15 protein-coding genes are annotated in these 18,987 nt (G+C 34.0%); 10 read left to right on the forward strand and 5 right to left on the reverse strand.

Annotated elements, in window-relative coordinates:
- The first annotated feature begins 1 nt into the window (after position 1).
- Positions 2-622, forward strand: coding sequence for a ribosome biogenesis GTP-binding protein YihA/YsxC (gene yihA, locus C0430_RS13070; RefSeq protein ID WP_290870962.1), 621 nt, complete (start codon positions 2-4; stop codon positions 620-622).
- A 78-nt stretch (positions 623-700) separates the two neighbouring features.
- On the opposite strand, the gene gldC is transcribed toward yihA, so the two are convergent.
- Both gldC and gldB read right to left on the reverse strand, forming a co-directional pair.
- Positions 701-1,036, reverse strand: coding sequence for a gliding motility protein GldC (gene gldC, locus C0430_RS13075; RefSeq protein WP_290870964.1), 336 nt, complete (start codon positions 1,034-1,036; stop codon positions 701-703).
- Complete coding sequence (gldB, locus tag C0430_RS13080) at positions 1,036-1,992, reverse strand: gliding motility lipoprotein GldB (protein ID WP_290870966.1); 957 nt, start codon at positions 1,990-1,992, stop codon at positions 1,036-1,038. Before gldB ends, gldC begins: the two co-directional genes overlap by 1 nt.
- Positions 1,993-2,137: 145 nt before the next feature.
- Between gldB and nadE the strand changes: the two genes are divergently transcribed.
- Complete coding sequence (nadE, locus tag C0430_RS13085; RefSeq protein ID WP_290870968.1) at positions 2,138-2,944, forward strand: NAD(+) synthase; 807 nt, start codon at positions 2,138-2,140, stop codon at positions 2,942-2,944.
- Positions 2,945-3,032: 88 nt separating this feature from the next.
- Complete coding sequence (locus C0430_RS13090) at positions 3,033-3,662, forward strand: response regulator transcription factor (protein ID WP_290870970.1); 630 nt, start codon at positions 3,033-3,035, stop codon at positions 3,660-3,662.
- Here C0430_RS13090 and dnaG read toward each other — a convergent pair.
- On the reverse strand, positions 3,659-5,635 hold the full coding sequence (gene dnaG, locus C0430_RS13095) for a DNA primase (RefSeq protein WP_290870972.1): 1,977 nt from the start codon (positions 5,633-5,635) through the stop codon (positions 3,659-3,661). The genes C0430_RS13090 and dnaG overlap by 4 nt on opposite strands.
- A 316-nt stretch (positions 5,636-5,951) precedes the next feature.
- Between dnaG and C0430_RS13100 the strand changes: the two genes are divergently transcribed.
- Together C0430_RS13100 and C0430_RS13105 are read left to right on the forward strand one after the other, a co-directional pair.
- Entirely contained in the window at positions 5,952-9,503 is a 3,552-nt protein-coding gene (locus C0430_RS13100; protein ID WP_290870973.1) for a PAS domain S-box protein, read from the forward strand.
- A gap of 6 nt (positions 9,504-9,509) precedes the next feature.
- Complete coding sequence (locus tag C0430_RS13105) at positions 9,510-9,875, forward strand: response regulator (RefSeq protein ID WP_290870975.1); 366 nt, start codon at positions 9,510-9,512, stop codon at positions 9,873-9,875.
- Between the two features lie 41 nt (positions 9,876-9,916).
- On the opposite strand, the gene C0430_RS13110 is transcribed toward C0430_RS13105, so the two are convergent.
- Positions 9,917-10,390 carry a hypothetical protein gene (locus tag C0430_RS13110; RefSeq protein WP_290870977.1) on the reverse strand — a complete coding sequence of 158 codons (474 nt, stop codon included), beginning with the start codon at positions 10,388-10,390 and terminating at the stop codon, positions 9,917-9,919.
- Positions 10,391-10,705: 315 nt separating this feature from the next.
- Complete coding sequence (locus tag C0430_RS13115) at positions 10,706-11,482, reverse strand: response regulator (protein ID WP_290870979.1); 777 nt, start codon at positions 11,480-11,482, stop codon at positions 10,706-10,708.
- A 112-nt stretch (positions 11,483-11,594) separates the two neighbouring features.
- Here C0430_RS13115 and C0430_RS13120 point away from each other — a divergent pair, with 112 nt between their 5' ends.
- The 5 genes from C0430_RS13120 to C0430_RS13140 all read left to right on the forward strand — a co-directional run bounded on the left by C0430_RS13120 (position 11,595) and on the right by C0430_RS13140 (position 18,963).
- Positions 11,595-13,598 (forward strand): PAS domain-containing protein, encoded by a 2,004-nt coding sequence (locus C0430_RS13120; RefSeq protein WP_290870981.1) that lies wholly within the window; start codon positions 11,595-11,597, stop codon positions 13,596-13,598.
- Positions 13,591-14,664: a hybrid sensor histidine kinase/response regulator gene (locus C0430_RS13125; RefSeq protein WP_290870983.1), complete on the forward strand. Its 1,074-nt coding sequence runs from the start codon at positions 13,591-13,593 to the stop codon at positions 14,662-14,664. The genes C0430_RS13120 and C0430_RS13125 overlap by 8 nt, the downstream gene beginning before the upstream one ends.
- A gap of 227 nt (positions 14,665-14,891) precedes the next feature.
- A complete protein-coding gene (gene hppD, locus C0430_RS13130; RefSeq protein WP_290870985.1) occupies positions 14,892-15,998 on the forward strand; it encodes a 4-hydroxyphenylpyruvate dioxygenase in 1,107 nt (368 codons plus the stop codon).
- 57 nt (positions 15,999-16,055) lie between these two features.
- Positions 16,056-17,819 carry an aromatic amino acid hydroxylase gene (locus C0430_RS13135; RefSeq protein WP_290870987.1) on the forward strand — a complete coding sequence of 588 codons (1,764 nt, stop codon included), beginning with the start codon at positions 16,056-16,058 and terminating at the stop codon, positions 17,817-17,819.
- Entirely contained in the window at positions 17,803-18,963 is a 1,161-nt protein-coding gene (locus C0430_RS13140) for a homogentisate 1,2-dioxygenase (protein WP_290870989.1), read from the forward strand. The genes C0430_RS13135 and C0430_RS13140 overlap by 17 nt, the downstream gene beginning before the upstream one ends.
- Positions 18,964-18,987: the final 24 nt, after the last annotated feature.

The raw sequence follows: 18,987 nt of genomic DNA on the forward strand, positions 1-18,987 counted from the left end.
TATGAAGATTAATACCGCCGAATTCATTGTCAGCAACTCCGAAGTAGGAAAATGTCCAAAAGACTTTTTACCGGAATATGCTTTTATAGGTCGCTCCAATGTTGGGAAGTCATCGTTGATTAACATGTTGACCAACCATAAAAATTTGGCAAAAACCTCTGGAAGACCAGGAAAAACCCAATTAATCAACCACTTTTTGATTAACAACAATTGGTTTCTTGTCGATTTGCCGGGATATGGTTACGCCAAAGTTTCCAAGAAAACCAAATCGGTTTTTCAGCAATTTATTACGGATTATTTTGAAACAAGAGAACAACTCGTTTGTGCTTTTGTATTGATTGACATTCGTCACGAAGCACAAAACATCGACATAGAATTTATGTCGTATATGGGCAAAAGCGAAATTCCGTTTTGCATCATTTTTACCAAAGCCGACAAGATTAGCAAAACCAAAATAGATTCGCATATTGCTGCTTACAAGAAGCAAATGTTTGCCAACAATTGGGCCGAAATGCCGCAATATTTCGTGACATCGGCTACGGAATCTACCGGAAAAGAAACTCTTTTGGATTATATTGATGAAGTAAATCAGGAAGTTTTCAAGAACAACAGCGGATTTTAAATCATTCATAAAATAAAAAAAATATCCCAAAACTAATCATTTTAGTTTTGGGATATTTATTTTACAATCATTTCTGAATTACAACTTCAACTCCAATTTTTCCGCAAAATAATCGCAGAAATCTTTCATCGTTGCCGACATTTTTTCATCGCCAGTGGCACGTTGAAACGTTTCAGTCATTGACATCAAGGTTTGATGAAAGAAAATTTTCATTTCGTCAACAGGCATGTCTTTGGTCCATAATTCGATACTTTTTGTGGATTTTTCGTTACTGTCCCAAACCGAAAGCATAAAAGCCTTGGATTCTTCCTCTTGAACTCCTCCTTCTATTGCCGTCCACATTAGTTTTTCCGGAACACGATTTTTGTCCAACTCAATGCTTAACTTTATTTCTGATGTATTTGTATTTGCCATTATTTTTTTGGTTTGTATTTAGATTTTTCGAATATTTCTTTTGCATTCATTTTGAGTAGTTTCTCCATGGGAACATCATTGTTTTTTACATAAGAACGAACGATTTGCCATCCTATCCAAGCACCCACTCTTCCTGGCGATTCATTGTCAATTTCAAGATAAAATTTAGAAAAGGGCGCTGGATTTATAAATCGATTACCTAATTTAGAATCATCGCTGTACAACATTTCGTTTTCCAATAAATAACGCCACATGTAACTTTCGTTTTCCTCGCACCATGCTATCTGCGCTGGCGTATAACCCATTTTGTCGGCATCGCTGTAATCCGGCAAAAGCAAATCTTTTAGGTACAATTGTTTGCCAAAATAAATCATTTGGCTCAGCAAAGTTTTATCGGCTACGGAAGCTATTTTGCTGGTTGAAAAACTTGAAACCACGTCAGGCATAATTTGTTTTTGTTCAAAATTTTGCTTCAAATACTTTGGAAATTGATAAAACTTATGTTCTTTGCCCAAATACAATTCCAATGAAATAATCAACAAACTATCGGCATAAATCACCTTGTTATTGTAATCCATTTCAGAAATTACTGTAATAACTTTAGGCATTTTAGTTTTTGGAAAATTATATTTTATGTGCTTGAAAAGTGTTTCCAATTCTTTTTGAACAGGCTCGAAATTGGAGTATTTTTTTTGAACTTCTCCATATAATTCTCGCCAAAGCGGATTTTGCATTTTCTCCAACCAAACAATGTCTTCAGTTTCTGATGGAAAAAAGAAAGGAAATTCTTTTTTTAATTTACCCAAATCTTTTGGAGCTGTTTCAAAAAAAAGCTTGTCAAAACGTTCCACTTTTAGCGCTACTGGAATTGCTTCAACTTCTTTTTTAACTTTTGACTTTTTATCGCAAGAAGTGATAAATAAAATTAACGTGATTATAAAAATTATTTTTCTCATTTATATTATTTTGAGACCAGATTTATTCACATATCGTAATTATTGCCGGAGTTAAGCCAACTTCGTTTGAAATGAATAGGTACTGTCTATAAAATTATTATTTTTGCAAATATACAATTCCTACTTTTTAAAAACCCAAACTATTATGCCTAAAAAAAGTGCCATTCAAGTTGAAAAAGTAAATACTCATATTGTAAATTGGTTGAAAACTTATGCTGAAAACGCAAAAGTTAATGGTTTTGTTGTAGGCATTTCTGGCGGAGTTGATTCGGCAGTCACTTCGACATTATGCGCTCAAACCGGCTTGACTACTTTATGTGTGGAAATGCCCATACATCAAGCTCCAAGTCACGTAAGTCGTGGGCGAGAACACATCGAACAGTTGAAAAAAAGATTTCCAAACGTAAAAACTATCGAAGCCGATTTGACTTCGGTATTTGAAGATTTCAAAAAAGTAGTTCCCAACAATGTGGACAACCACAAGGTGAATTTGTCTTTAGCCAATACTCGTGCTCGTTTGCGTATGACCACTTTGTATTATTTTGCCGGAATTCATGCTTTGCTGGTTGCTGGAACAGGCAACAAAGTAGAGGATTTTGGGGTGGGTTTTTATACAAAATATGGTGATGGCGGTGTTGATTTGAGTCCAATTGCCGATTTAATGAAATCAGATGTTTATGCTCTGGGCGAATTTTTAAAAATTCCAACATCCATTTTAGTGGCTTCTCCAACCGATGGTTTGTTTGGTGATGACAGAACGGACGAAGACCAACTTGGCGCCAGTTATGACGAATTGGAGTGGGCAATGCTTGAGGATGAAAAAGGAAAAACGGCAGAAAATTTCACTGGAAGAGAAAAAATAGTCTTCGAAATATACAAAAGATTGAATACTAATAATCAACATAAAATGACTGAAATTCCCGTTTGTTCAATTCCAAAAGTATTAAAGTAGTATTTTTCTAATTAATTTACTGTCATTTACGGATATTATTTATTAACTTTACAATATAAATGAGATAAACAATTCTAAATTTAAAATTATGATAAAAGTTTGTTTAGCCGATAATCACCCTGTTGTACATTTTGGAGTAAAATCTTATTTTAAAGATCACGACGATATTTCGATTGTTGCCAATGTAGGGAATTTTATGATGGTAAGAGATATTCTGCTTACCAAGGAGATTGATGTATTGATATTAGATCTAGAATTAGAAGGTCTTTCCAGTATTTTTGAAGTTAAAAATATTTTGAAAAATTTTCCAAAAACAAAAATCATCATCTTTAGCGACCTTTCTGAGCAAATTTATGCACCAAATGCCATCAAAGCAGGTGTTGCAGGTTTTATCTCAAAAAAAGAAAAACTAGAAACTTTAGGCCAAGCAATTGTCAAAGTAAATCAAGGAAAAATAATCATCAATGAAACTGTAAAGAAAAATCTTGCTTTAATTGCGAAACAAAACAAAAGTGAGCGTCTGTACAGAAAACTGTCTAATCGAGAAGTGGAAGTTTTGCGCTATCTAAGCGATGGCAAGAAAAACAACGAAATTTCGAAAATACTTGGACTTAATGAAAAAACAATAAGTACCTATAAATTAAGACTGTTGCAAAAATTGAATGTTACCAATTTAGTAGATTTGGTAAACAAAGCTAAAACACTCGAAATAGTTTAGCTATAACGTGACATTACTCTTCCTAATTTTTTCGAAAAAGAATTAATCAGTTTGTAGTAATCCATTGCCATAGACATAGGCTCTATATTATCTGAATCAGGTTCAGAGGATATGGAGCCTTTTATTTCCTCAATAATTCTATCCACTAAATACCATCTCATTGTTAGAATCGTTTCAGCAACATATTGACTTATGGAATCATTCTTTGTCTTTGGAAAAATATTCTGGCCTTCCCAATTGTGGAGTACAACCCTTTCGTCCTCCATTAAAATATCCGTCACTTCTTGTGCAAATTCAGGTTGCAAATGCATTAAATATTGCTCAATGCTGAAATTTTCATTTTGAAGATAATAGTTTATCAAATTATTGAAAATATCCCTGAATAAAGGATTTGCCAACTCTACTTCATCTTCCTGCAAACTCAAATAAATTCTTTGAAACACTTTGTATTCCTTCTTTTCGATCACATTTTCAATTTCGCCTTCTCCATTAGTTTTTAAAAGCACGTCTTCAAAAACCTCAGTTTTGTTTCCATACAACAGAAGGATTTCAATGATTTTTCTTTCCAATCCATAGAGAATATCGATTTTTTGAATCTGGGCTGGCGCTTCATTTTTAACAACTTCAAAGACTTTTTGTTCCTGTTTTTGTTTTTTTCCAATATCGGCCACATCTTTTTGTACCAATTGGGCCAAAGTACTAACAAGGACTTGCTCGGAAATATCCATAATTCGAGAACACTCCTGAATGTAAATTTCGCGTTGAATTCGATCCGGAATTTTGGAAATACTCACCACCATATCCCGAATCAAATCGGCTTTTTTAATGGGGTCATTTTTGGCATCATCCATCAACAAAGAAGCTTTGAACTGGATAAAATCTTTTGAATTTTCTTCTAAATACCTGACCAACTCTTCGTAAGGCGTTTTCTTGGCAAAACTATCGGGATCTTCTCCGTTAGGAAAAGCACAAACTTTCACGTTCATTCCTTCTTCGAGAATCAAGTCGATTCCACGGATCGAAGCACGCAAACCTGCGGCATCACCATCAAAAAGAACGGTTATATTCTTTGTGAGTCTATTAATTAAACGGATTTGATCAGGCGTCAAGGCTGTTCCAGAAGAAGCCACCACATTTTCTATTCCGGCTTGATTGAACTGGATAACATCTGTGTAACCTTCGACTAAATAACAATTATTTTGTTTGGCAATGGCTTGCTTGGATTGAAAAATTCCATACAAAACTTTGCTCTTGTGGTAAATATCACTTTCGGGCGAATTGAGGTATTTTGCCGCTTTTTTATCATTGCCCAAAATTCTTCCACCAAAACCCAAAACCCTTCCAGACATGCTTTGTATGGGAAACATCACGCGCCCTTTGAAACGGTCAAAAGGCCTGTCCTCTTTTGGAATTGTCAAACCCGTGCTTTCCAGAAACTCTAATTTATAGCCTTTCCCTAATGCCTCTTTGGTAAAAGCATCCCAAGTTTCAGGAGAATATCCAAGGGAGAATTTTTTTATCGTTTCGCCGGTAAAACCTCTTTCCTTGAAATAAGAAAGACCTATGGCTTTGCCTTCTTCTGAATGTAAAAGCGTGTTGTGAAAATAATCTTTGGCAAATTCCGAAACCAAGTACATGCTTTCCCGAACATCGGTATTGGCTTTTTCTTCTTCGGTCTGCTCGGTTTCTTCAATTTCGATATTGTATTTTTTGGCCAAAAATCGAATGGCTTCCGGATAGGTAAAATGCGAATGTTCCATCAAGAAAGCCACGGCGTTTCCGCCTTTTCCTGAACTAAAATCTTTCCAAATCCCTTTAGACGGCGAAACCATAAACGACGGTGAACGCTCATCCGAGAACGGACTCAATCCTTTGAAGTTGCTTCCGGCGCGTTTTAATTGCACAAAATCGCCAATAACCTCCTCTACTCGAGCAGTTTCGAAAACGGTGTCTATGGTAGCTTTTGAAATCAATTATTCTTTTTTGAAAGCCAAAGTTACAAAGTTTAATTTGACTAAATTATGTATTGGAAAAAATAAAAAACTTAACTTTAATTAAATCTTATATTGAACAAATATGGATATAAAAAAACAATAATTCTAGTTTGAGAAACATTGTTCAATAAAATTATTATTTTGATTTTATACCAAATGTTTAATAGCTTTGCATCCCCCAAAGTATTAATTTATAACAAAATAAACACTAACTTGCATTATTAATTCCCAAATTACAATAATCAGTTTATTGCCCCTAAAATGATTATTCAAACTAAACCTACTGTAATATAAAATGGATCCAGAAGTTTATAAATTGACTGATAGAATAAATTTTCAGCAAGAATTTGACGATACCTTATCAATTATCTCAGAAATTTGTCAGGTGCCTTATGTTTTCATAACACACCTTGATAATAAAAACCAAATAACCATAGCAAAAAAAGGATTTGATTCATCAACTATCCCAGAAAACATACTGTTGTACAACAAGGATGTTTTTGAAAAAAATACATTTATCACGGTTTCCAATGACTCAAAAAATCTAGAACCACAATCCAAAAAAACAAATACTTCTGATTTTAATTTTGATTTTTTTGCTGGATTACCCATATGCAATGATGAGAATTTAGTTGTGGGAACTATTTGTGTCCTGGACTTGAACCCTAAAGTGCTTTCTATCGTTCAGCTAAAAACGCTAGAATATTTTGCCCTACAAATTAAATCCAAGCTAAAATTATTACAGCAAAACAAGGAATTATCCAATAAAATAAAAGATAAAGAAGCCCAATTTCAACTATTTATAGACAACTCAAAGGAAATCTATTATGAAATTGATCAATATGGGACTATTATTTATGCGTCTGAAAATTGGAAGACTTTTCTTGGTTATGAAACTAGCGAAGCCATAGGCAAAAACAACGCTTCGTTATTGCATCCTGAAGATTTAGAAATGGTTGTTGCATTTTTGAGAAATAAAATTCAAGCAGGAGATGACAAAAGCGAAATAATCTATCGAGTTTTGCACAAAGACGGCCATTATGTATGGCATTCTACTAGTTTAAAATTATCGGTAAAAGAGAATGAAATTATTTATGTTGGAAATTGTAGAGACGTTACAGAGCACATCGAAACACAACAAACCATATTGCGTCAAAAAGAATTTTATGAAAAAATACTAGACAAAATCCCAACTGATATTGCGGTATTTGACAGCAATCACAATTATCTGTATTTAAATCCATTTGCAATTAAGAATGACGAGCTTCGCAATTTTATAATTGGGAAAAATGATTTTGAGTATGCAATACATACTGGAAGAAATACCAAAAATGCAAGAAAAAGAAGAATACGATTTCTAGAGGCTGCTTCATCCAAAAACTTAATCGCATGGGATGAAAAATACATAGGTTCAAATGGAGAATCTACTTACCATACGCGAAAGTTTAATCCAGTTTTTGACAAACATGGAAATCTGGACATTATGGTAGGCTTTGGCGTGGATATTACCGAAATAAAAATTGCCCAAGAGGAAATCCTTAAAAGCAAACAACTTCTCAATAGCATTCTTGAAAACGTGGCTGTTGGAATAATTGTACAAGGTCCGCAATCCGAATTTTTAGAATACAATAAAGCTGCTTGTGAAATGCTGGGGCTTACTGAGGACCAAATGTTGGGAAAATCCTCATTTGATGAGCACTGGCAAGTCATTCACCTTGATGGAAGGGAATTCCTGGCCGAAGAACATCCAGTACCAATGGCAATCAAACAACTGAAACCAATAAAAAACATCATCATGGGTGTTTTTCGCCCCATGACAAATGACAGGGTTTGGTTATTGGTCGATGCAATTCCAGTTTTTAATGATTTAGGAGAACTGCTATATGTAGTATGCTCTTTTAATAATATCACGGAACTCAAGAAAACCGAAGATAAATTAAAATTAAGTAACGAGCGCTTTACTTATTCCAGCGAAGCAACATCAGACGCTATTTGGGATTGGAATCTAATGACAGATGAAATTGTAGTTGGCGCCAGTTACACGGCGCTTTTTGGACACTCCTTCAAAGACAACACCATAACATCTCGTGAGTGTGAAGCCTTTGTGCATCCTGATGACAAGGACATTTATCTTAAACATTACGAAGCAGTAATCAATAGCGAAAACAATAGATGGTCTGCTGAATATCGATATCTAAAATCAGATGGAAGTTATGCTTATGTAAATGACAAGGCTGTAATCATTCGAGATGCACAAGGTAAAGCCATTCGAATGATTGGAGCAATGCAAGATGTTTCGATAGGAAAGAAATTAAAACTCGAATTACAACAAAGCGAAGAAAAATTTAAAGGAGCTTTTGAGCACTCTCCGGTGGGAATGTCGATAGTTGACATTAACGGAAATTATATAGAGGTCAATGACAGGCTTTGCGAAATGCTGGGTTATTCGAATCAAGAAATGAAATTATTAACATTCCAAGAACTTACTTATCATAAAGATTTAAAAGTAGATCTAGACTTTAAAGCAGATTTAGACTCGGGAAAAATATCAAATTTTGGTTTTGAAAAAAGGTTTGTTCACAAAAACAAATCAATTGTATGGGCACACATTTCGGTTTCTTTGGTAAAAAACAGTAAAAACGAGATTTATTATGTTGTTCAAATTATAGACATTTCCGAGAGAAAAAAAATCGAACTACAAAACAAAATATTAATCGAAGAAAACAATAAAAACAAAGCCATTCTACTCAATGAAGCTAAAAATATGTATCGATTTTTGGCAGAAAACACTATCGATTTAATATGTTTACATGATTTGAACACAACTTTTCAATACGTTTCCCCATCAGCAATTAACATGCTGGGATACAAACCTGAAGAAATGATAGGAAAATCTCCTTTGGATTATGCCCATCCTGATGATGTGGAATATCTTTTAGAGAGTTTTAACGATTTTGTCGCTGAAAAAGTGGATGACTGCACGACTGCCAGATTCAAGAACAAAGACGGAAAATACATTTGGCTTGAAACAAGAGCAAATATTGTTGAAAAAAATGGCGTAAAAAGCGGATTCCAATCTAGTAGTAGAGACATAACAACCAGAAAAGAAGAAGAGGAAGCCACTGAAAAAGCATTGGCAAAAGAACGTGAACTAAACGAACTACGAACCAATTTAGTCTCTACCATTTCCCATGAATTCAGGACCCCAATGACCACCATCCGGACAAGTGCCGAATTGATATCCATGTACATGGATGGGCAGAATTTTGAAAAAGCACAACGTGTAGACAAACAATTAAATACCATCACTGGAGAGATTGACAGAATAATCGAATTAATGAATTCCGTTTTAACTATTTCAAAAAATGATGCGGGCAAAACTAATTTTCACCCAATCAAATTTGATTTAAGGCAACTCTGCCTTGACGTAATTGAAACTAGTTATGACAATGAAAAAAACGGAAGCAGAGTACAAACATTTTTTGAAGGCAAAGACTTTATGGTTTTTGCCGACAAAAACTTAATGGAATACTCCCTTTTTAATTTGTTGAACAATGCTTTCAAATATTCGGAAGGTTCTGGTGACATAAAGCTAAATCTTTCTTCAATCTCGTCAAAAATTATTCTTGAAATTATAGATTTTGGAATAGGCATTCCAGAAGAAGATCAACACAAACTATTTAACACGTTCTTTAGGGCAAGCAATACCAATGGAATTCAAGGAACTGGACTCGGTCTGTATATTGTCAAAACATTTACCGAAAAAAATTCTGGAAATATCCAATTGGAAAGTCATTTAGGAAAAGGAACAAAAGTAACTTTGCAATTCCCTTTGCAAAAACCATAAAAAAATATGACCAAGATACTCATTATTGAAGATGAAATAAAATTAAGAGAAACTGTCAGTGAATTGTTGTCATTGTCAGGATATGAAGTGTATGAAGCCAATGACGGATTAGAAGGTTTAGAAAAAGTAAACCAAACTAATCCAGATCTTATCATATGCGATGTAATGATGACAAAATTAGACGGTTACGGCTTTATGGAACAACTAAAAAAAACAAAATATTCTGATATTCCCGTGCTATTTCTCACGGCAAAAACAGAAGTATCAGATCTAGAAAGAGGAATTGCTTTGGGTGCAAAAGCTTATGTTTTAAAGCCTTTTTCTTTTCAAGAACTAAAACTAATCATAGAACATCATTTGCAATATAAATAATTCTCTTGAAAAAACTCATTCAAAATGAGCATCGGTTTGCACTAGGAAGAATGCTTAAATTTTACAAAATCTAAATCATTTTGATTCTTTTTTTTCACATATTGAGTTTTAAAAATCGAAACAAAATGTTCTGCATGTGGACTTTCTTTTTTGGATATTTTTAATTCTCTGAAGCCAAAACGATTCATGTTGATAAACAATACGTATTTATGATCTCTTACAGAAAGTGACAAAACACTAGATATTATGGCCGTTACAAACAATAAAATATTGTAGAAAAAATTTTTGTGTATAAAATCAGATAAATAAGAATAGGTTAATATTGTCACAAATAAAAGAACAATGTTTATTGTGAAATTTCTTTTTTTGGAAAACCGCACATTTGAAATTTCATCAATACGAAAAACTTTAATTTCTTCTTTAATCTTAATTACTAAATGGGACTCATACAGTTTGAAAAAAGGATTTTTTAATAAACTGTCATCTAGGGTTCCTGAACCTAAAACTGCACTCATATTTGGACTGATTGTAAAGGAGATTATTATTGTGAAAAACGTGAATTTTGTTCTTGCCTAAAACAGCCTTATTAATCCTAAATCCTTTTTGCCCCCAAAAACAATTTTAACAGGCTGCTTTATTACGGCAAGACATTCAACATCTAGGCGCTAAAGTATAATGCTATTTTGAAAAAAACTTTATTTTAACGAATACCTTAAAAAAAAATACTTATGAGTTAATTTTACATCACAAACCCCTCATTATTAGATTAAAGAAGATTCATTTTGAATTAAACCTGATTTACGACCAAAGCGATTTATCGCGTATTGACTTTACAAAGATTTAAAATAATCTCGAGTGGTAAGCCCCACATAAGACTTGAAACTTGTTGAAAAATAAGAAAATGAATTAAACCCTGTTTCATCCACTAAAAATTGAATATTCCTCTCCCCTAAATCAATAAGTTTGATTGCATAATCTAATTTAAACTCTCTTACATATTGTGAAATATTTTTATTAGTGAGTTTTCTAATTCGTTTATCTAATGTTGACCTACTGATAAAAAGATGAGTTGACAATTCTTCAACACCAATTTTTGATTTTAAATTTTTTAAAATGTAATCATTTATCGATGATAAAAAATCCTTTTCAGATAATTTTATGGTCACTTTAGAAAATGGGTCCGGTTTGTATTTTTTTTCTATATTGTTTCTCAGGACCAATAAATTCTTGATTTTCAAAATCAGTTCCTTGGATTTAAAAGGCTTCATGATATAGTCATTAACTCCTTTTTCAAGTTGTCTATACTTGACTCCGTCATCCATATTTGCAGTAATCATGATAAACGGGATTGTGTTAAATTTGTTGTTTTTTCTAATATTGACAAATAACTCCTCGCCATCCATAAAAGGCATCATCAAATCACTAATTATGATATCTGGTGTGTTTTTTTGCAAATACTCTAGCGCATTTAGCCCGTTGACTGACCACTGCACCTTGAAATCGCTTAACTGTAAAACCTCTGAAATAGAACTTCCTAAGGCTAAATCGTCTTCAATTAATAGTATTTCACTTTTCTTAACTCTCATTGTACGAATGTAGGTATCCATATTTTAAGTTATAACTTTTTATTTTTAAATTATAAGTAATTACTCGCTCTACTTATTTATATCAAAATATATTTGTAACTGCGTAATTACCTCATAAAGTTACAAAATTATTATGAAGAATCTTCTATTAGGAATTTCAAATGCAAACAATCATCTTTTGAAAGAAATTTCGATTGACGACGCTCTAAATTTGTGTATTACTGCAATTGGCAAAAGCCAGGACATTGACAGATGCTATATTTTTAAAAATGAGACCGAAGACGATGACCTTAAGTTATATTACGTTTACGAATGGTGCAATGAAGGTGTTGATGCCTATTTAGGCAACCCGGACTTGAATGGAATTTCATACGACTTACTGCCAGGAATATACAATACCTTGATTAAAGATGAACCACTATACGGATTAGTCAAAGAAAGCGACAACCCGTTATTTGTGGAAACGATGGAAATGCAAGGAATTAAATCCTATCTTTTTACGCCCATCTTTTCAGAGAACAAATTTTGGGGTTGGATAGGTTATGACGATTGCAAAACAGAGAGAGAATGGATTGATGAAGAGGTTTATGTGTTACATACTGTTGCCAAGAACATAGGCATTCGATTAAATCAAGACAAAATCAATGCAAAATTAGAAGCACACCTAGAGCAATTTGATTTCTATTTAAAAGGTTCCAATCAAGGGATGTGGGAATGGGATATTATAACAAACAAAGCTGTATTTTCTTATAATTGGGCCGGGATGCTAGGTTACAATCTGGACGAAATAGACCAAACTCTTGAATTTTGGAGAAAAAATGTTCATCCTGACGAAATCAAACAACTTGAACTTAATTTAAAAAGATATATTCAAGGCAAAACCGATAGTTATAGCGGGGTGCAAAGAATGAAACACAAAAAAGGACATTATGTGTGGATCAAATATTCTGGTTTGGTCATCAAAAATATTATTGGAACACCAATTAAGATTATTGGAACACATATAGACATTAGCGAGATAAAAGAAAAAGACCGTCAACTAAAATTATCCGAGGAAAAATTTAGGTTTATCGCCGAAAACACAACCGATTTAATTACACAACATCATAAAGACGGCTCTTTCTCCTATGTTTCAAACTCTTCCAAAGATATCACTGGATACAATCACGAAGAATTAATTCATAGAAGCCCGTATGATTTCATCCACCCAGATGATATACATATAATGCAAAATGCCCATCTAGAAATTGCCAAAAAACTAAGAACAAAACCCTTAATCTTTAGATTTAGAAAGAAAGACAACAGTTATACATGGATTGAAAGCATCACAAAAGTAATCCTCAATAGCAAAAATGAGATTATGGGGATGCAATCTTCCAGCAGGGATATCAGTGAAACGATAAAAGCGGCAGAAGAAATGAGATTAAACCTTTTAAAAGAAAAGGAACTCAACGAATTGAAATCAAAATTTGTTTCCATGGCATCGCATCAATTTAGGACGCCGTTGACAATTATCTATTCCAATGCGGAACTTATCGAATTTAAAAGCAAAATAAACGGATCAAAAAATACCGATGGAGTCGAGTCAATCACCAATAGAATAAAAAACGAAGTAGATAGACTAACTGAATTAATGAACAACATCCTGATATTTGGAAGAAACGAGTTGGAGGAAACCAAAAAAGAAACCAAAGAAGTAGATTTTGACAACTTCATAAATAAAACAATTGAAACCTATTTCAACAACGAACCTGATGGACGTAAAATGGGAATTACAATTAAAGGGAAAAAACAAAAAATAATAAGTGACGAAACATTGTTAACCCACATTATCACTAATGTCATCAGCAATGCCTTTAAATATTCGGCAAATAAAGCAGAACCAAAACTAATAATAAACTATCTGGATAAAAAAATTAAAATCGAAATAATAGATTACGGAATTGGAATTCCAAATGAAGAAATACAACACTTATTCACTTCATTTTTCAGAGCCACAAATACCAGCACAATAGTCGGTTCTGGATTAGGCTTGACAATCGTTAAACAATTCATAGATCTTCTTAATGGCGAGATATCCATCAAGAGCAAAGAAAATTTTGGAACCACCGTAATGCTAATTCTCCCTTATGAATAAAAAAATACTCCTGGTTGATGACGAAGTAAGTTTAAGAGACACAATTACAGACCTACTTATTCTAAACAATTATTCTGTTAAAACAGCCGCTAACGGTCAAGATGCATTGGAAATATTAGATTATTGGACTCCTGACATCATTATTAGCGACATTATGATGCCCATCATGGACGGCTATTTATTTTATGAAATAGTCAAAGATTCCAATATGCTAAACCAAATCCCTTTTGTTTTTTTGACGGCAAAAAATGACAAAGAGGAAAAAGAAAAATGCATCCTAAATGGCGTCGATCTTTTTATTTCTAAACCTTTCAAAATTGAAGATTTAATTACGATTATTGAAATAAAAATTGAAAGATTCGAAAAAATAAAAAAAGCCTACAACATCATCAACTCCAATGAAAACGGCAATTTCATGCAGGAAATAAACGCGCCTCTTCATGGAATTTTAGGCTCAATCAATGTTTTAATGAATCCTGAAGATTGTTTGGAAGAAAATAATATTGAAGAAGTGTATCATTCCATCAAAACATCTGGAGAGCGATTGAGCAGAACCTTAAAAAACTCCATTCTTTATCAAAATTTAAAGAACAATAAACTCGAATTCCTGGATGATTCCTATTCCGAAATACTAGATTGTGTTTTAAAAACCAAAAATGAAATTACCCGAATAGATAAAAATCTAGCAAAAAGAATATCGTTTGACGTTGATGAATCAAATGTAAAAATCAAAGACGAATACCTAAATTTCATTCTTTTTGAACTGATAGGAAACGCATTGCGATTTTCAAAAAATGAAAAAAAAATAATTGTTTCCGGAAAAAAACACAATAATGAATATTACGAACTGGTCATACAGGATTTTGGAATTGGATTTAGTAATGAAGAATTAAAAGAAATAGACGTTAACCAGCAATTCGATCGTGAACAAGAAGAACAACAAGGATTGGGCCTAGGTCTTTTTATAAGCAAGACTTTCATGAAAAAAACAAGAGGTGTTTTTAGTATCATTTCACAAAAAAATGTGGGCACAACTATCAAATTGTTTTTTCCTTTACATTCTTAAAATCAACACTATTTACTAATTATTTTCATTATCAAACTTTTAACCAAACATTAAATCCCTTTAAAAGGGATTTTTTTTGGCAAAATCTTTATCCCAATTATATATTTAACAAATATAAATGCTATTTTTTTTTAATACCATAAAAATAATCATAAAAATTGACTAAATATTACTGATTGTACAATCCCATTAATTATATTTGTGACCAACATTATAAATATAAATCTATGACAACTTTTCTCCAAGATGATTTTATACCGCTCAACGGCACCGACTTTGTAGAAATCTATGTCAGCAATTCTAAACAAGCTGCTCATTATTACAAAACGGCCTTTGGTTTTCAATCTTTGGCGTATTCCGGTTTAGAAACTGGAAATCAAGACAAAGAATCTTACGTTATCGTTCAAGACAAAATCAGGATTGTTTTATCTTCTCCTTTGCAAAGCGGGACTCCAATGGGAAAACATATTGACAAACATGGCGACGGGATAAAATTTGTCGCCCTTTGGGTTGATAATGCAACTAAAAGTTATGAAGAAGCAGTAAGTCGCGGAGCCATTCCTTATTTGGAACCTACTAAAACTTCCGATGAATTTGGATATGTCATTCAATCCGGCATACACACTTTTGGCGATGTAATTCATTTGTTTGTTGAAAGAAGCAACTATAATGGCCCTTTTTTACCCGGTTACAAAGCGTGGAATCCAACATTCAAAACTGAACCCATCGGACTCAAATATGTGGATCATATGGTGGGAAATGTGGAATTGGGCAAAATGAATCATTGGGTCAAATTTTATGAGGACGTAATGGGTTTTAAACAAATTTTATCGTTTGACGACAAAGATATTTCGACTGAATATACCGCCTTGATGAGCAAAGTAATGAGCAATGGTAACGGAAGAATTAAATTTCCGATAAACGAACCCGCCATTGGCAAACGAAAATCCCAAATAGACGAATACCTTGATTTTTATGAAAGTCCCGGGATTCAGCACGTGGCTTTGGCTACTGATGACATTGTAAAAACAGTAACCGAAATGCAAAATCGAGGTGTCGAATTCTTGACTGTGCCCAATGCATATTATGAGGATTTACGAAATCGAATTGGCAAAATTGACGAAAATATAGATGTTTTGCAACCTTTGGGAATATTGGTCGACAGGGATGAAGAAGGCTATTTGCTTCAAATTTTCACCAAACCCATTCAAGCAAGGCCAACAATGTTCTATGAAATTATTCAAAGAAAAGGCGCCACATCATTTGGAAAAGGAAATTTTAAAGCACTGTTTGAATCTATCGAAAGAGAGCAAGAACGAAGAGGAACTCTTTAATTATTGGTTTCTAATTTAGTGATTTTGATTTAGAATTAATTTTTGAACAAATAGATTATGACACGAATCATTTCAAATCCGGTTCTAGACAAGTTACCCGTACATTTAAGGCAATACATCAAGCCTCAAAATTATGATTTATATACGGCCCAAGATCAAGCGGTATGGCGCTACGTGATGCGAAATAATATTGAATTTTTAAAAATTCACGCGCACGAAACCTACCTTGAAGGCTTGGCAAAAACCGGAATTTCAGCTAACGAAATCCCTAGTATGTACGGTATGAATCGTATTTTGCAAGAAATTGGATGGGCTGCCGCCGCTGTGGACGGCTTGATTCCGCCTGCTGCTTTTATGGAATTTCAGGCTTATAATGTCTTGGTCATTGCCTCTGATATTAGATCACAAAACCATATCGAATATACTCCTGCACCAGACATAATCCACGAAACTGCTGGTCACGCTCCTATTTTGGCGAATGCAGAATATGCAGAATATTTAAGACGATTTGGGATGATTGGCTCAAAAGCCATCACGTCAAAACACGACGATGCTTTGTTTCAAGCCGTCAGAAAATTGTCTATTTTAAAAGAATCAAAAGATAGTTCTCCTACAGCAATCGATGCTGCCGAAGCTGAAATCGAATACCTGCAAAATCTAAACGGCGAATTGTCCGAAATGGCGATGGTGAGAAACCTACATTGGTGGAGCGTGGAATATGGTCTAATCGGCACATTAACCGACTTCAAATTATATGGAGCAGGACTTTTGTCTTCCATTGGCGAAAGCAAATGGTGCTTGTCTGACAAGGTCAAAAAATTAGATTATAGCATTGAGGCAGCTTACCAAAGTTTTGATGTTACCAAACCTCAGCCACAACTATTTGTAACGCCCAATTTTGCACATTTAAGCAAAGTATTAGAAGAATTGGCAGACAATTTATCCATCCGAAATGGCGGATTGAAAGGCGTTCAAAAACTTATTTTGTCCGAAGAATTAGGCACAATCGAATTATCTACAGGTATCCAAATTTCGGGTATTTTCAAAAAAGTAAGGATTTCACAAAAAGATTCTTCACAAGTTGCTTATATCCACACCGAAGGAGGAACTGCATTGTCTAATAGAGACAAAGAATTAATTGGTCACGGAATTCTAAACCACGCAGATGGATTTGGCACTGCAATCGGAAAACTGAAAGGAATCCATCTTGCCATTGAAGACATGTCGCCAAGAGATTTAGAGGCTTACAAGATTTCTGAAGGACAATTTACGACTCTCGAATTTGAAAGTGGCGTTGTCGTAAAAGGGAAAGTAATCTCTGGAACACGTAATTTATTTGGCAAAATTCAATTGATAGCTTTCAACGAATGCACCGTAACTTTTGAGGGAGAAATGCTTTACCAACCCAATTGGGGCATTTACCATTTGGCCATTGGCAAAGAAATTATTTCCGCTTATGCCGGTCCAGCCGACGTAAATTCTTTTGATTTAATAAAACACGTTGTCAACACAGAAACCATAAAAATTCCCATTTCTGAGGAAGTAAAACTCTTTCAGGAAGTGGCAGATTATGCAGCAGGAAAAACTACAAACCTGGAAGATTTGTGGACAAAAATCAACTCTTTATCGCCAGAAAATTGGCTGTTGCTTTTGAATTTTTACGAAGCCAATTTCAAAAAAAACAATCAAGATTACGCATCTAAAAGTTATGGCAAATTAAAAAAACTGATACAAACACAACCCGAAAACAAACATTTAATTGAGAAAGGTTTGTCTTATTTTGAAACCACTAATCCTTTGAATTATGCCAATTTATCATAAATTAGGAACTATTCCACCCAAAAGACATACCGTTTTCAATAAACCAAACGGAGAGTTGTACTACGAACAATTGTTTGGAACCGTTGGATTTGATGGTATGGCATCGCTTTCTTATCACCATCATCGCCCAACAATGGTCAAGGAAATCGGGAAATCTATTGATATCAAACCAAAAATAGCCGTTGCCGAAAATATCCATTCCCGAAAACTAATTTCGTTTGATGTAGCTCCAAATTCGGATTATTTGCAAAGCAGAACGCCTTTGTTGGTTAACAGCGACGTAATCATAAGCGTTGCCGCGCCGAGTCAATCCCTGACAACTTATTTCTATAAAAATGCCGATGCCGATGAAGTGCTTTTCATCCACAAAGGAAGCGGGACTTTGCGAACCATGTTTGGAAATATCTCCTTTGAATACGGCGATTATCTCATAATTCCGCGTGGAATTATCTATCAAATTAACTTTGATTCATCTGAAAATAAAATACTTATCACCGAATCTTCCAGTCCAATTTATACGCCAAAACGCTATCGAAATTGGTTTGGACAATTATTGGAACATTCCCCTTATTGCGAAAGAGATTATAAATTGCCCGAAAATCTGGAAACTCACGATGAAATTGGTGATTTTACCATAAAAATAAAAAAGCAAGGCAAGCTTCACGAAGTGATTTATAGTTCACATCCTTTTGACATTGTGGGTTGGGATGGCTACAATTATCCTTACGGTTTTTCGATACATAATTTCGAGCCCATAACCGGTCGAGTGCATCAACCGCCTCCAGTTCATCAAACATTTGAGAGCAAAGGATTCGTAATTTGTTCTTTCGTTCCAAGACTTTACGATTATCATCCAAAAGCGATTCCTGCTCCTTACAATCATTCGAACATCGATTCTGACGAAGTTTTATACTATGTCGATGGCGATTTTATGAGTAGAATTGATATCGAACAAGGCCACATCAGTTTACATCCGGGCGGCATTCCACACGGCCCACATCCTGGAACTTACGAGAAAAGCATTGGACAAAAAGAAACCTTGGAATTAGCGGTTATGATTGACACTTTCAAACCTTTGCAAATTACAGAAGAAGCGTTAAAAATTGAAGACAAAAACTACTATAAATCTTGGTTAGACAAATAATCGAAACTTTGCAATAACTAACAA

The sequence above is a fragment of the Flavobacterium sp. genome, from assembly GCF_013823965.1.
In the GTDB taxonomy this organism is placed as follows: domain Bacteria; phylum Bacteroidota; class Bacteroidia; order Flavobacteriales; family Flavobacteriaceae; genus Flavobacterium.